Below are 16,104 nucleotides of genomic sequence, written 5' to 3'. Positions count from 1 at the left end.
GGCCCGAAAAAGTACCGGTTTTTGGCAGTGTATTTGATCGGGTTATTGGAAAGAAGAGAAATGAACGCACAGAGCCTGAGTTTGGTCCGTGGGTAAAGGGTGTTTTTCAGGGACGACTAAATACCCTACTACATATCCTCTGTTTCACCAGCTCTTTTGTTGTAAGGAACATTGTCTCTTTGATCACTTACATGGGGGTACATTACTGGTTTAAGTGACATAGTCCATCGCAGTAGTTCAAGTTCTTTTTAACACTCCATTACAGGAAACGTCTATCGGATCTGGTTAGCCACCTAATCGATTTAAAAATAAAAGGGGCTGAATTCAGCCCCTTATTTAATCAAATTTCCGCAGTTGCAAACACTTTAACCAAGCCAGGATCACGCAGCTGATCGGCTGGGGTGATGGTACGTCGCTGCCAAGGGATAAATCCAAAGTACCAATAGCGCCAGAAATTCACGTTTGCTTGTGGGTTTTCGGCCAACAACTGCTTCAAAGTCTTCACTTGTCCGACCTCGACACCGACCGCTTCTTTAAAGCAGTCATGTACAAACTTGGAACAAAACTGACGTTTTGACTCGTATCTAAAGCCCAAATGGTAAAAAGCGCCCATCCGTTTGTGTGCGGCTTCTCGAAGGCGATGCTTCTCTGGTGGTGTTAGAGGCTTATCCAACCTAAGCACCGCAACCTCGTTGTTACAGGTTCGGGATAGGTAGTCTTTCAATGGGGTGCGTTTAACACGGGGGACTTTGCTCTCGTAAACCATCCACTCATCGTTTTCTTTTAGGACAAAACCAATGTGCGAGGTCCAGCTACCAGTACCACGAGCTACTTGTTTGTAGAGAAACGCATTGATAGAGATAAAAATTAGGTCGCCATCCTGAAGGGTATCAGCGACCTGTTGCGTGAGCTTTTCCATATTAAAACATCCTTGTTTTGTGGTTTATTAGCCTTCTTCTGGCTCATAACCCAGGTTTGGCGCCAACCAGCGTTCGGTTTCAGATTTAGACATACCAATACGCTTAGCATAGCTTTCGACCTGATCTTCACCGATTTTCGCCACACCAAAGTAGCGCGCTTCTGGGTGGCTGAAGTACCAACCACTGACCGACGCAGTCGGCAACATTGCGAAAGATTCAGTTATTTCTATATGGGCTTTATTCTCAACATCAAGGAGCGACCACAACAAACCTTTCTCGGTGTGGTCTGGGCAAGCAGGGTAACCGGCAGCAGGTCGAATACCTTGGTATTTTTCATTAATCAGAGCATCGTTATCCAGCGCTTCATCGGCCGCATAACCCCATGCTTCTTTACGAACAAACTCATGTAGGTATTCGGCAAAGGCTTCGGCCAAACGGTCGGCCAACGCTTTAACCATGATGCTGTTGTAATCGTCATGATCCGCTTCATATTCCGCTACGAGTGCATCTACGCCGATACCGGCGGTTACTGCAAATGCACCAAAGTAGTCGTCAACGCTAGACTCTTTAGGTGCGATAAAGTCGGTCAAACACATATTCGGTTTGCCATCGACTTTCTCGGTTTGCTGGCGCAAATGGTGCAAGGTAGTCAGTACCTCGGCACGGTTTTCATCGGCGTACAGCTCAATGTCATCGTGCTCGACACTGTTCGCTGGGAATAGGCCATAGACGCCACGTGCTTGAATCTTTTTATGAGCGATTAAATCGTCCAGCATCGCTTGCGCATCTTTAAATAAGCGGGTTGCTTCTTCACCGATGATCTCATCCGTCAGGATGCGAGGGTAACGACCTGCCAACTCCCAAGCATGGAAGAAGGGGCTCCAGTCGATGTACTCTTTCAGGACGTTTAGGTCCATATCCTCGATCACGTGGATGCCTAAATCACGTGGTTTAGTCGGTGTATAACCTTCCCACTCGATCGGGTATTTGTTGGCGCGGGCGGCTTCTAAATTCACTCGGCGCTTATCGTTTTGGCGCGCATTGTGACGCTCACGCACCTTGACGTAGTCTTCTTGGATGGATTGCACAAATCCGGCTTTGCGCTCTTTAGAGAGCAGGGAAGAGGCAACACCTACAGCACGGGATGCATTGGTTACGTGCACAATCTGGTCGCGCTTGAACGCAGGCTCAATTTTAACCGCCGTATGAGCTTTGGACGTGGTCGCACCGCCGATCATCAATGGAATATCAAAACCTTGACGCTCCATCTCTTTAGCCACGTGTACCATTTCATCCAACGATGGGGTGATCAAACCTGACAAACCGATGAGGTCCGCGTTTTCTTCGCGCGCCGTGCTCAGGATTTTTTCTGCGGGGACCATCACGCCAAGGTCAATAATTTCAAAGTTGTTACACTGAAGCACAACGCCCACAATGTTTTTACCGATGTCATGAACGTCACCTTTTACGGTTGCCATAATCACTTTACCGGCTGAATTAGAGGCATTGTCGGACTTTTCAGCCTCAATAAATGGCATTAGATACGCCACGGCCTTTTTCATAACACGAGCGGATTTAACCACCTGCGGCAGGAACATCTTACCGGAACCGAACAGATCCCCAACAACGCCCATACCATCCATAAGCGGCCCTTCAATCACTTGAATAGGGCGCTCGTAGTTGTGACGGCACTCTTCAACGTCTTGGTCGATAAATTCAGTGATGCCTTTTACCAAAGCGTGACCTAGGCGCTCGTTGACCGGCCAGCTGCGCCACTCTTGAGCTTCAGGTGCTTCTTCTGCAGAACCATCACCGCGGTATTTTTCCGCCACGGCCAGTAGGCGCTCGGTTGAGTCATCACGACGGTTGAGGACCACATCTTCCACCAGCTCTCGGAGCTCTTCAGGAAGATCGTCATAGATGGCTAACTGGCCAGCATTCACGATGCCCATGTCCATGCCTTGTTTGATGGCGTGATACAGGAACACACAGTGGATCGCCTCACGTACCGGGTTATTCCCGCGGAACGAGAAGGATACATTCGATACGCCACCAGAGATCTTCGCGTAAGGCAGGTTTTGCTTAATCCAACCCGTCGCTTCGATGAAATCCACCGCATAGTTGTTGTGTTCATCAATACCGGTGGCGACCGCAAAGATGTTCGGGTCGAAGATGATGTCTTCCGGCGGGAAGTTAAGCTCATCCACCAAAATACGATAAGAGCGCTCACAGATTTCAATTTTGCGCGCTTGAGTGTCCGCTTGGCCAACCTCGTCAAAAGCCATAACAATGACCGCAGCGCCATAGCGACGGATCAGCTTGGCTTGCTCGACAAATTTCTCTTTGCCTTCTTTAAGGGAGATGGAGTTAACAACGCCTTTGCCCTGAATACACTTAAGGCCCGCTTCAAGCACTTCCCATTTAGAGGAGTCGATCATGATCGGCACGCGAGAAATATCAGGCTCCGATGCGATCAAGTTTAAGAAGCGGACCATGGCCGCTTCGGCATCCAACATGCCTTCATCCATGTTGATGTCGATGATCTGAGCACCGTTTTCAACCTGCTGGCGTGCCACATCCAAAGCTGTTTCGTAATCGGACTCTTTGATCAGGCGCTTAAACATAGCCGAACCTGTGACGTTGGTACGCTCACCCACGTTAACAAAGAGAGTGTCAGCACCAATGTTCATCGGCTCAAGACCGGCCAAACGCGCTTCTTTAGGAAGGTCAGGGGTTTGACGCGCAGGATGAACTTCAACGGCTTCGCGGATAATGCGAATGTGGTCCGGGGTGGTACCGCAGCAACCACCGACGATGTTCAAAAAGCCCGATTTTGCCCATTCACTGATCTCGGCTGCCATCTCGGCAGGGGATTCATCGTACTCACCAAACGCATTTGGTAGGCCTGCGTTAGGGTGGGCAGACACTGCACAGTCGGCAACTCGGGACAGCTCTTGAATGTATTGGCGTAACTCTTTAGGGCCAAGTGCACAGTTAAGGCCAATGGCGATAGGGCGTGCATGGCGAACCGAGTTCCAAAACGCTTCGGTGGTTTGACCCGAAAGGGTACGTCCCGATGCATCGGTAATGGTGCCAGAAATGATGATAGGCAACTTGATGCCATTGTCATCAAAGTACTTATCAACTGCGAAAATGGCGGCTTTTGCGTTTAACGTGTCAAAAACCGTTTCGATCAGGATAAGATCAGAACCGCCCTTAACAAGACCATCTGTCGATTCATAGTAAGCATCAACCAGTTGATCAAACGTTACATTCCGAAAGGCTGGGTCATTCACATCCGGTGAGATGGAGCAGGTACGGTTTGTGGGGCCTAAAACACCCGCAACATAACGCGGTTTAGACGGGTCTTTCGCGGTGACTTCATCACACGCTTGGCGAGCCAGTTGTGCAGCCACTAAGTTGATTTCGTGGCTGATCGATTCCATCTCGTAATCCGCCATCGCAATTTGAGTCGCGTTGAAGGTATTGGTCTCGATAAAGTCGGCACCCGCTTCCAAGTACTGAATGTGTATGGCTTTGATGATCTCGGGCTGGGTCAGCACCAACATATCGTTGTTGCCTTTGACATCACACGGCCAGTCGGCGAAGCGCTCCCCACGAAAGTCAGATTCTTCCAGATTATGTCCCTGAATCATGGTGCCCATACCACCATCAAGGATCATGATCCGTTTTGAAAGGGTCTCTCGTAGCTGTTGCTCAAGCGCGTGTGTCATTCAAAGTACCTAACGTATCTAATGCCATTTAAGGCGGTGTGAATACAGTCCGTGCCAAACGCCTGAAACACAAGGCGAATCGGTTCATTCAAAACCGGTAATGATAATGCATTTTGCTATGAGATTTCCTGACTTCATTTCAAGAAAGCGTGAATAACACTCATAAAAAGGGGATTTCGATCAAAAAAGAGGTAGTCATAGATCTATTCAAATACAAGATTGTCGACAAATCATCACCCCTATATTCATTAGAAAGCTCTAAATCACTCTAATAATGATCAAAAAGCCGGATATACGCCTAATGTATTAGTTAAATATCCGCATTTTTTGTATAGATTTCTCTCATCAGCCTAGCCGACTGTCGACAATAATTAAAAAATCGGCCAGACGTAGTCCTCCTTACCTCTAAAAAACATAAAACAAGGGCCCGAACTATGTCCTATCGAGCAGAGTATCGAGAATCGATCGATCACCCCGAATCGTTTTGGGGTAAAAAGGCAAAGGAGATCGCTTGGTTTCAAGAACCCACCCAAATCCTAAGCCATGACGAGAACGGCAGTGACCGCTGGTTTGCCGATGGTGAACTCAACACAGCGTACCTAACGCTGGATTACCACGTAGAACAAGGGCGTGGCGACCAGGACGCTTTGATTTATGACTCGCCTGTCAGTGATCAGAAACGCCGTTACACCTACCGCGAGCTGCGTGATGAAGTCGCTTTATTTGCTGGCGTCTTAAAAGATAAAGGCGTAACAAAGGGGGATCGGGTCGTCATTTACATGCCGATGATCTCGGAAGCGGTGATCGCAATGCTGGCGGTCGCTCGCTTAGGGGCCGTGCACTCGGTAGTTTTTGGTGGCTTTGCCCCTCACGAACTGGCGGTGCGTATCGACGATGCTGAGCCAAAAGTGGTCGTCACGGCCTCCTGCGGGATAGAGATTGCAAAAGTCATCCCGTACAAACCCATGCTCGATGAGGCAATTGAAAAATCAGCCTACAAACCTGAATGCTGCATCGTTTACCAACGCCCCGAGGTTAAAGCCGAATTAACCGACCGAGATATCGATTGGTCAACTGCGATGCAGTCAGCAACCCCAGCCGAGTGCGTACCGGTTAACGCGACCGACCCTCTATACATTCTTTATACCTCCGGAACGACGGGTAAACCAAAGGGCGTGGTACGGGATAACGGCGGACATGCGGTGGCACTCAAGTACAGCATGAGCGCAATCTATAACATGCAAGCGGGTGAGGTGTTCTGGGCGGCATCCGATGTTGGATGGGTCGTTGGGCACTCCTACATCGTGTATGGCCCATTACTGGCCGGTTGCACCACCATTGTATTTGAAGGCAAACCGATCAAAACCCCAGACGCCGGTGCCTTTTGGCGTGTGTGTGAAGAATACAAGGTTAAGACTTTATTTGCCGCGCCAACGGCGTTTCGCGCTATCCGTAAAGAAGACCCAGACTCTACGCTGCTTACCCCTTATGACATCAGCGCATTAAAAGCGGTGTTTATGGCAGGTGAGCGACTGGACCCGCCTACCTATGACTGGACAACCCAAACGCTCGATAAACCCGTAATTGATCATTGGTGGCAAACGGAAACGGGCTGGGCAATATGCGGTAATTTAACGGGCATTGAGATGCTATCCCCAAAAGCCGGTTCCTCCACGGTGCCAACGCCTGGTTTCAACGTTCAAATTCTGGATATGTCCGGTAATGAGCTACCGGCAGGCGAGCAGGGGGCCATTGCGATTAAGCGACCATTACCGCCCAGTTGCTTACCGACCATTTGGGGCGATCACGAGCGCTTTAAGACTGGATACCTTAATGAGTTTCCTGGCTATTACTCGACCGGCGATGGCGGCTATAAAGATGAAGAGGGTTACGTGTTCATCATGGGCCGTACCGATGATGTGATTAACGTCGCTGGGCACAGACTATCGACCGGCGAAATGGAAGAGATCGTCGCCAGTCATCCGGCCGTTGCAGAGTGTTGCGTTATCGGCGTGCATGATCCTCTTAAGGGTCAACAACCTATAGGTTTTGTGCTGATCAAAAATGGGGTTGATGTCGAGGAAGCCGCACTTGAAGCGGAGCTTGTCGCCAGCGTCCGAAAAGAGATTGGTGCGGTTGCATGCTTTAAGCGCGCGATCATCGTTCAGCGTTTACCCAAAACTCGCTCGGGTAAGATCTTACGGAAGTTACTGCGCCAGATCGCCGATGGCCAAGATTACACCATCCCCTCAACCATTGATGACCCAGTAAGCTTGACCGAAATTGAGTCGATTATGGATGATCATGGCTTAATTCATCGCTGATTCGCGTTCAAAGGGCAGCATCTGCTGCCTTTTTCTTAAAAGGTAGTCAAACGGCGTCGGGCTTTGTATAGTTTCGATGCCGTTTAATGAGTCTATTCCCTTACGACTCACTGGTTAATCAGGATGATGTAAAGATGCCAGCTTTTAAGAAATCACACCTTTACGCTGCAGGCGGTGCGGCTTTTGCCATCGCTCTTGGCGCAATAGCACTGAGTACCCAACCCAACACAGACGATATAACTCCCTCCTTGCCTGTAACGGATAGCCAAAGCTTAGAGAAGCAGGCATCCGCCCCAAATGAAGCTCAAGCGTTATCCCAAAGCGCCGATGAACCTCAGAAGGATCAGACCAAACAACCGACTGAAACCAACCATGAGCCGGACGCTAAAGAGTACGAGCGACGTGAAACCCGCGAGCTTAACTTCCCGATCAGCGAAGATCATGAGTTTGCCATCTCTTTATTTGATGATGTGAATTTTCATATCACGTTTGATCAAGTCCATCGCTTCCAAGAGGGGCAAACACTGGCCCAAGGCCATTTGGCCGATCATGAGCTTGCGACTGTCACGGTAACCCAGTTAAAAGATCGTTACCTGATGAGCATTCAAGACATGGAGCACGATCTGATCTACCGAATCTCGGGTGATTTCTCATCCGGTAAAGCCGACGTCATTGAGGTCGACTTAAAGAAAATGCCCGCGCAAGTGCACGAGCATTAACCAAGGCTCTATTACCATTTAAAACGAATAATCATATGTGATCTAGGTTGTACACAAGGAAAGGTAAATACTTATGTATCAGTATCTTAGTAAGTTTACTTTACGCTCTCAATTAACTAAAACGCCCTTTAAACCTCTGGCTTTTTGTATCTCTTCGGCGATGTTCTCATCCCAAGTATTGGCCGAAAACATCGATGTATTGCTGGTATACGATACAAGCGCTCAAACCTGGGTCGCCAATAACGGTGGTATCGAACTCTTTAGTCTGGATATCCAAAATCGCCTCAACCAAGTCGCCAGTAACAGTAATTTGGATCTCACCTTTACCGTCGTTCACAGTTTAGCGTCTGATTACACGTCACAAACCGTGACCAGTTCGACCAGCTTATCGAGTGATTTAACAGCCCTAAGAACCGGTGCTGATGAACTTGCTGAAGCGCATACGGCCCGGGATACGTACGGCGCCGATGTCGTTGCCATGATGATTGACCATGGCTCGGCATACGGATACGTCGGGCTGGGCTATAACCTTATTTATTGGCAGGGCGATGCTTCCTCCGCGTTTACGGTCAGCGCGATTCGCTCCGTGGATTTGACCAACACATTGGTTCACGAAATCGGCCACAACTTAGGTGCACAGCACCCTAAAGCCTTAGCGGGGTCACCGGGGCCCAACCCCTATCTTGATAACGAATACTCTGCCGGTTGGTTTTTTGAAGGCACTAATGGCACCAAGTACCACACGGTAATGGGCTACAACTACAATAACGGTAACTATTATTCACCCGCTCCTTTGTTTTCAAGCCCACTGCTGACGTACCAAGGTACAGCCGCCGGCAGTGCAGCCGATGCCGATAACGTGCGATTAATTGATCAAACAAAAGCGGTCATTGCCAATTACCGAGACGCGGTAGCGTCATGCGAAGGCGAGGCAACCAGCGCTTGGAACAGCACTACAGGTGAAGTCGCTGATTTCGATAGCAGCTGCGATGTGCCAGAGGGCTGGGTTATGGGTGAATCCCCGGATACTGATGGCGATGGAATGGACGATGCTTACGAGCTTCGCAACGGCTTTGACCCAGAAGTCGCGAATGGCAGTGATGATGCGGATGGCGACACGCTCACCAATGCAGAGGAATATGCACTCGGCACCGACCCAACGGATGCGGATTCGGACGGCGATAACACGCCCGATAACATTGATTCCAACCCGTTGGATGCAAGCTTCAGAGGCAGCGATCTGTTAACCGCCGAGGTTACATCTGATTGGTCTAATTTCAGTCTACCTTCCAGTTACAATCAGCCCGTCGTTATCGCGGGGCCGCCGAGTTTTAATGGCTCAGCCCCAGGTGTTGTTCGTATTCGAAACGTATCCCCGACAGGCTTTGATGCAAAGTTCGAACTGACCTTTCAAGAGTGGGAGTATCTAGACGGTGAACACACCGCCGAAACCATTCCGAACATGGTGCTGGAAGCAGGCCGTTACACCATGGATGATGGCTCCGTATGGGAGGTCGGCACATTTGATGTATCGGGTGAACGATCTTTCGTAAATCATTCATTTAATGAGAGTTTTACAAGCACGCCTAAGTTGTTCTTAACGGTTCAATCCGCTAATGAAGAACAAGCAATCACGGTCAGAGCACGCTCGGTTTCCGCCACAGGGTTCAGTGCAGCCTTGTATGAAGAAGAGGGGCTTAGAAATGGTCATGCCGCTGAAACCGTAGGCTATTTAGCCATTTATTCGGCGGATGGATCTGGTAAGGCTGTGCTGGGTGCAAATGAAGTGCCTTATGCCTTATCAAGCACGCAGGTAGACCATCGCTGGGTGCCAATCTTCGGCACCAAGATCAAGCTTGAGGAAGAGGTGTCCAAGGACACCGAAACCGGCCACTTATTGGAGACAGTCGATGTAGCCAGTATTGGCGGTCAGGTCTACGCGCAAGATGTGACGAGCAAAGGCGGTGATACCGCGTCTATTCGCCAGCAACCCATGGCGGATGAAAGTGTTATTGAATGGGGCTATTTACCGGCCGTCCACGACACCTGGATAACGGTACCTTTAAGCCGCAGCTACACAACGCCTGCGGTGACGGCTTCCATTCAGGATTTAAGCAACGAGTTAGGTCTTATCCAGATCAGAAACGTGCAAAGCGATTCATTCGAGATTCGAGTCGCAGGTTGGGATTATCAGGATGGTGTTCATGAAACCAACGAGCGCATCTTCTACATGGTGGCCGAGTCAGGTGTTCATACCATCGGTGATCTAACTGTACAGGCCGGCGTAAACCCGGTTTCAACTTCGGTCAGTCAAAGTACAAGTATTGATTTTACGGATACGTTTGCTGCCACACCGGCTCTGTTTACGAATTTAAACACTGTGACGGACGATGCCGCTGTAACGCGTATTCTGAGCCTCAATACAGGCGGCTTCCAAGTCGGTCTTCAAGAGCAAGAAACGCTCAATGATGGCCACGACACGGAAACGGTCGGCTGGATTGCGATCGAAAAGGGCAGCACTACCTATAATGATCGCGATGTGCAGGTCACTTCCCGTTACGGAGCAAATAACGTCTTTACGTTCGATAGCAAAACCGCCGCGCGTTACCCTGCGGTTCTATCTTCGCTCAGTTCGTTCAGAGGAACAGATACAGCATTTGCTGGGACGCGCGCCCTGAACCAGACACAGGTTTACAGCAAGGTTTATGAGGAGCAATCCCGTGAGGACGAAACGGGTCATACCCAGGAAACCATGAGTCTGATCAAGATCGACTGATGACACCTGCCTCCAGCAAGTAACTTTTACCAAAGCAGCCTTCGGGCTGCTTTTTCTTTGCCTTCAACGCGTTACACCTTCCAGACCTGCAAAATACGCGGCTTGATAAGCAGATCCTATCAATAGCTATTTATAGACTCATACCGATAGGGAAAATTTATAAAACTCTTAAATACAATTAATTTCTAGAAGAAGGACAGGTTCTCTAACATAGCCCTTGTCGAATCACACATCATCAACAGGAGCAAAATGATGATCAATACAGAAATCAAACCATTCCAAGCCTCTGCTTTCAAACAAGGCGATTTTATCGAAGTATCTGACGCTGACCTGAAAGGTAAGTGGTCTGTGGTTTTCTTCTACCCAGCTGACTTCACATTTGTCTGCCCAACGGAGCTGGGTGACTTGGCTGACCACTACGAAGAGCTGCAAAAAATGGGCGTTGAAGTGTACTCCGTATCAACCGATACACACTTCACACACAAAGCGTGGCACGACTCTTCTGAAACCATCGGTAAGATTCAGTACACCATGATTGGCGACCCAACTGGCACCATCACTCGCAACTTCGGTGTGATGCGTGAAGGTCAAGGCCTTGCAGATCGCGGTACATTCATCATCGATCCAGAAGGCATCATCCAAGCGATGGAAGTAACTGCAGAAGGCATCGGCCGTGACGCATCGGATCTGGTTCGTAAGATCAAAGCGGCTCAGTACGTTGCTTCTCACCCAGGTGAAGTTTGCCCAGCAAAATGGAAAGAAGGCGAAGCGACTCTGGCTCCATCTCTGGACCTGGTCGGCAAGATCTAATCGATCTATCGCTCCTGCTGCAGCACCTTCGGGTGTTGCAGCGATCCACCTCTCTTTTTAGACACAGCGCAGGTTACGATTATGTTAGATGCAACTTTGAAACAACAACTGGACACCTATTTACAGAATATCGTTACGCCGATTGAACTGACTGTGTCCACTAATAATACGCCAAAATCAAACGAATTACTGGATCTTAGCAAAGAGATTGCTGAGTTATCCGAGAAGATCAATCTGATTGTTGACGAGTCGCCAACGGGGCGTGCTCCACAACTGGCGATTGCGCCACAAGGTGAAAAGCCACGCGTAGCCTTTGCGGGCATCCCGATGGGACATGAGTTTACATCACTGGTATTGGCACTGCTTCAAGCGGGCGGCCACCCATCAAAAGCGGACCCTGCCTTAATTGAACAAGCCGAATCTTTAACAAACGAGTTGAATTTCGAGGTCTATATTTCGCTCTCGTGCCAAAACTGCCCAGAAGTGGTTCAAGCACTCAACTTGATGGCGATTAAAAACCCGAACATTAAAGCCACCATGATTGACGGTGCGCTATTCCAAGATGAAGTCAACGACAAAAACATCATGGCGGTGCCTTCGGTCTTCCTTAATGGCGAACCGTTTGGCCAGGGCCGCATGTCGATGGCCGAGATCTTAAACAAAGTCGATACGGGGGCTGCAGACCGCCAAGCAGAAGAGCTGTCTAAGAAAGACGCATACGATGTATTGGTTGTAGGTGGTGGCCCAGCAGGTGCAGCCGCCGCCATCTATGCTGCTCGAAAAGGGATTCGTACCGGTGTCGTGGCTGAACGCTTTGGCGGTCAGGTGATGGACACCATGGCGATCGAAAACTTTATCTCCGTCAAAGAAACCGAAGGCCCTAAACTGGTTGCCAACCTTGAGCAGCACGTTTTGGATTACGACGTCGACTTGGTAAATACGCAAAAAGCCAAGAAACTGATTAAAAAAGAGCTGGTTGAGATTGAACTTGAAAACGGTGCAGTGCTTAAGAGCAAGTCCGTCATCCTTGCGACCGGTGCGCGCTGGAGAGAGATGAACGTACCTGGCGAGAAAGAGTTCCGCGGCAAAGGCGTAGCTTACTGCCCGCACTGTGACGGCCCACTGTTTAAAGGTAAAAAAGTGTCTGTGATTGGCGGAGGCAATTCGGGTATCGAAGCCGCCATTGACCTTGCAGGCATTGTTGAACATGTAACGGTTCTTGAATTTGGTGCAACCTTGCGAGCGGACGAAGTCTTGGTTCGTAAAGCAAACTCCATGAAAAACATCACCATTATTAAAGAAGCAATGACCACAGAAGTCCTGGGTGACGGTCAACGCGTGATCGGTCTTAACTACACGGACCGCAAGACTGGCGAGCAACATCTTTTGGACGTAGCGGGCATCTTCGTACAAATCGGTCTTGTACCGAACACAGAGTGGTTGAAAGACTCTATTGAACTGAGTGAGCGTGGCGAGATTGTCATCGATACACGAGGTCAAACCTCAATACCGGGTGTATTTGCAGCAGGGGACGTAACAACCGTTCCTTATAAGCAGATCATCATCGCGATGGGGGCAGGTGCCACTGCAGCATTAGGTGCTTTTGATCACCTAATCCGTACGTCGGTAACTGAAGAGTCAACAGCTGCAGCTTAATAACAACGGGAGATCCACAATCCCTGTGATGAATGCCCGGAACAAGTGATTGGTCCGGGCATTTTTATGCGTGCTTATTTACCCCAAAGGGTTTGTAACAGCTCAGTGGTTTGTGCCACAGGATTTTGACGGATAGCCGCTTCCTGTTCGGCCAGCTTAACAAACAAACCATCTACCGCTTTTTGTGTAACGTAGTTGGTTAAGTCCAGATCAACATTGCCGCGCACGAGCGGAATGCTGGAGGCTTCCGAAGCGAATACCTTGTAGTGCTTCGTGGCATCGACCTGAACCAAGGCATCATCAATCGCGGGTGTAAAGGCATCCTTAATTTTGGATTCACTGACTTTTTTAAGGTAGTCCGTGGCAGCATGTTCGCCACCTGAATAAATCGCCTTCGCATCAGCAAACGTCATACTGGTAATGGCTTCGGTCAAGATAGTTGCCGCCTTTGGTGCGGCTACCTCTGCTGCCGTATTCATCGATTTCTCGAATTTACGCACCTTACTGCCAAGCGACACCTGATTCATAACATCCGCCAGTTTTTGCAAATCACCTGGGATAGGAATATGAATCTTCGAGTCATTTAAGTAACCGCCTGACTGCGAGACGGTCTCAATAGCGCGCTGAGCGCCCACAGCCAGTGATTCTTTAAGGCCATTCACCAAGGTATTTTGATCCAAATCTTTAGAACTTGAGCTGCCTTGAGTGATGGCTGTCTTTAAGGTTTCAACATTAACCGCACTTTTAAGATCCAGTGCATGAGCAGAAAGCGGGAGAAGAGCGCTGATACCACAGATACTGAGCGCAATAGCAATAGGCTTTAACATGAGGATATCCATCGTCTGAAAAACGACCTAATGATAGCACCTGAAGCTTAATGCTTGCATCAAACCATATTAAACTGATTGCTTTCTAGCACTCGATGCTCTTTCCATATTGTCGGAATCCACATAAAGCTCATCGGTTGTTCTTATACTGCCATGACCTAAGTCTGCTTGTACGTGGGAAAGGTCTCGACCTGCCGCTACCTCCATAGAGGCGCCCGTGTGTCTTAACCAGTGAGTGGTAGCTGCGCGCAGCTCCGACGCTTCAACCTCGAAACCATCTTGAAGTAACGCATCACAACTCTGTTTGAATGCTTCATCGACAATATTGCGCAGCTGACGCGTACCAAGGCCTCGATGACTCATTCTTGATTCAATAATGGGCTCTGAAGAGTCCTTAGAGGGCAGGGGAGATAACCCCCGATACACGCGGTAGCGTTTAAGAAACCCAAGATATTCGTTGGAGATGGATACATCGCGCTCTTTAGAGCCTTTCCCAAAGGTTCGATACCACCAATTCCCTTCGTGGTCACGGTGAAAATGGGACATAACCGGCAACCAATTTGGACGCTCTGCAAGTTCAGAGATACGCAGTTTAAGCGACTTCAACGAGGCAATTACAAACAGCGTACGCTCATGATGCGGATCTTGATCGGCCATGCTCATCGCAGTATTTAATAGGTAATCCCATTGAAGCTCGGATAAACGCTTCGCGGTGTTGATCCCCGTTTCTTTTCGAAGATAGGGGCAGTTCTTTTTTACGATGGGGATGTGATTACCCGCGACGTAATCTTCAGTCATTAGATAGTTAAAATAAACGCTAAGGTTTGAGAACAAACCTTGCCAAGATTTTGTATTTAAACGGCCTTTACCAGCACCGGCAGCTCGAAATGGACGCCATCGATCATTCGGAATACGTAAGCCATTCGATGAGAGAAATCGCCGCTCCGTATGCTTGCCTTGCCAACTGAGAATCGGTGATGCGACAAAGTCCGTGTATTCCTCAAGATCACGTCGGCGAAGTTCGGGCAGTGATTTTCCCTTTATAAGCCAACACCAAAGCAATAATCGCTCGGCATCACCACGAAACTTATCGTAAGTATCTTGGCTTTTCTTGCTGTAACTGGTTAAAAACTCTTTCGTGTATCGGTAATCCTCGACAGCACCCTCGACATTGACCCCAAGCACGAAACCTTTAACGTCTGGCGAAAGCTCATAAAAGGTCTCGTTTCTTGGTACAAGGTTGAAGTACTTAGAAGAGTCAAAGAGTGGAACGCCAGAAAAGCGGGGATTGGTCACAACATCATCCTGCAGGAATCATCAACTTAGCTTTGGGAGTATAGATTTCAGTACACTTCATTACCAGTAGTGCCTACTACTGGTAATTGCATTTATACCTATAAAAGCAAGATCTACCTTCCATCATGCAACAAAAAAGCACCTTGAGGCCAACTGCTCATCTTCGCAAAAAACCACTTCAAAGTTGCACAACCTCATGAAGATAAGACAGAAATATAAAACAAGCGCGTGCCCATGATTTCACATTATGTGAGAGCTCTTTCACAAGACGTTAGGACTTTATTTAGCAACAACCATACGACAGTGAGCAAGATCGAATACCACAGGATAGGTGTGTAAGATCAATTAATCCATCACTTATAAGAAGAAGCCTCAACCGTAAACTCAAAAACGGCAGGTTAGGGGTAAGAAGAAAGCATCAAGACGATTCATCATCCCAGGGGTCACCAGAAAGCCTTATAACTACTTTAAAGCCAAACTTGGCCGGTGACTTAATCAAAGTGGGATGAAGCTAAATATGCAGTTCAGCTCCAACGATGGCCCTTACACAAACATTGACGATTAAAGCTCCAATTCTAGGAGAGGAGATGTCATTTCCGTCCCTTCACACCAAAGGATATTACTATATTTAACATAATATATATTATACGAACTTATATAATTTCCAATTACCTCTGTTAAAAAGGATCTCTAACAACAGCTAGTACTTAACAACTAGAAACGAGAATCAGACTCTATAGCCCAAATGATTTCCACATTCCATCGCTCACTACTACACTTGATCGATGCTGAAACGGAAAACGATACCGACTAAGGATAATCAAGCAATGAGCTTTAACGATCGCGACTGGTACAGAGATGAGCTTAAAAAGAAAACGAACAAGCAAAGGACGGCATTAAGGAATAACCCCAAAGCAAACATAGCCAATAGACCATCGGAACCAAGCAAAAATAGCTTACTTAAAACCCTGCTAACGGGATCTTTATTGATGAATGTATTTCTACTGTATGGACTTGGCCAGCTGGCCGGATATTGGTGAGA

At 48.4% G+C, this 16,104-nt stretch carries 10 protein-coding genes and 1 pseudogene; 7 read left to right on the top strand and 4 right to left on the bottom strand.

Annotated elements, in window-relative coordinates; genetic code table 11:
• The coding region (locus ACXAF9_RS03300; protein ID WP_475070322.1) for a hypothetical protein at window positions 1-218 on the top strand (218 nt) is incomplete at its 5' end.
• 122 nt (window positions 219-340) lie between these two features.
• Here the strand turns inward: ACXAF9_RS03300 and ACXAF9_RS03295 are convergent.
• Window positions 341-919, bottom strand: a complete 579-nt coding sequence (locus tag ACXAF9_RS03295; RefSeq protein WP_475070319.1) for a YiiX/YebB-like N1pC/P60 family cysteine hydrolase — start codon at window positions 917-919, stop codon at window positions 341-343.
• A 27-nt stretch (window positions 920-946) separates the two neighbouring features.
• Window positions 947-4,654: a methionine synthase gene (gene metH / locus ACXAF9_RS03290; protein WP_475070315.1), complete on the bottom strand. Its 3,708-nt coding sequence runs from the start codon at window positions 4,652-4,654 to the stop codon at window positions 947-949.
• Window positions 4,655-5,037: 383 nt separating this feature from the next.
• Between metH and ACXAF9_RS03285 the strand changes: the two are divergent.
• The 5 genes and pseudogenes from ACXAF9_RS03285 to ahpF all read left to right on the top strand — a co-directional run.
• A pseudogene (locus ACXAF9_RS03285) lies at window positions 5,038-6,978 on the top strand (propionyl-CoA synthetase); the annotation flags it as partial.
• A 134-nt stretch (window positions 6,979-7,112) separates the two neighbouring features.
• Complete coding sequence (locus ACXAF9_RS03280) at window positions 7,113-7,697, top strand: hypothetical protein (RefSeq protein ID WP_475070312.1); 585 nt, start codon at window positions 7,113-7,115, stop codon at window positions 7,695-7,697.
• Between the two features lie 73 nt (window positions 7,698-7,770).
• Window positions 7,771-10,473 carry a M12 family metallo-peptidase gene (locus tag ACXAF9_RS03275; RefSeq protein ID WP_475070308.1) on the top strand — a complete coding sequence of 901 codons (2,703 nt, stop codon included), beginning with the start codon at window positions 7,771-7,773 and terminating at the stop codon, window positions 10,471-10,473.
• Between the two features lie 252 nt (window positions 10,474-10,725).
• On the top strand, window positions 10,726-11,283 hold the full coding sequence (gene ahpC / locus ACXAF9_RS03270; protein WP_475070336.1) for an alkyl hydroperoxide reductase subunit C: 558 nt from the start codon (window positions 10,726-10,728) through the stop codon (window positions 11,281-11,283).
• A gap of 81 nt (window positions 11,284-11,364) precedes the next feature.
• Window positions 11,365-12,939: an alkyl hydroperoxide reductase subunit F gene (gene ahpF / locus ACXAF9_RS03265; RefSeq protein ID WP_475070305.1), complete on the top strand. Its 1,575-nt coding sequence runs from the start codon at window positions 11,365-11,367 to the stop codon at window positions 12,937-12,939.
• A 74-nt stretch (window positions 12,940-13,013) separates the two neighbouring features.
• Here ahpF and ACXAF9_RS03260 read toward each other — a convergent pair whose 3' ends face one another.
• Both ACXAF9_RS03260 and ACXAF9_RS03255 read right to left on the bottom strand, forming a co-directional pair.
• Window positions 13,014-13,766, bottom strand: coding sequence for a DUF4197 domain-containing protein (locus tag ACXAF9_RS03260; RefSeq protein WP_475070303.1), 753 nt, complete (start codon window positions 13,764-13,766; stop codon window positions 13,014-13,016).
• Between the two features lie 69 nt (window positions 13,767-13,835).
• Complete coding sequence (locus ACXAF9_RS03255) at window positions 13,836-15,062, bottom strand: tyrosine-type recombinase/integrase (protein WP_475070298.1); 1,227 nt, start codon at window positions 15,060-15,062, stop codon at window positions 13,836-13,838.
• Between the two features lie 827 nt (window positions 15,063-15,889).
• On the opposite strand from ACXAF9_RS03255, the gene ACXAF9_RS03250 reads away from it, so the two are divergent.
• Window positions 15,890-16,102, top strand: a complete 213-nt coding sequence (locus tag ACXAF9_RS03250; RefSeq protein WP_475070295.1) for a hypothetical protein — start codon at window positions 15,890-15,892, stop codon at window positions 16,100-16,102.
• The last annotated feature ends 2 nt before the right edge of the window (window positions 16,103-16,104 follow it).

Source organism: Neptunomonas sp. ABH4_499, assembly GCF_056160565.1.
The sequence above is the reverse complement of the archived record's forward strand: the minus strand, read 5'-3'. Positions and strand labels throughout refer to the sequence as shown.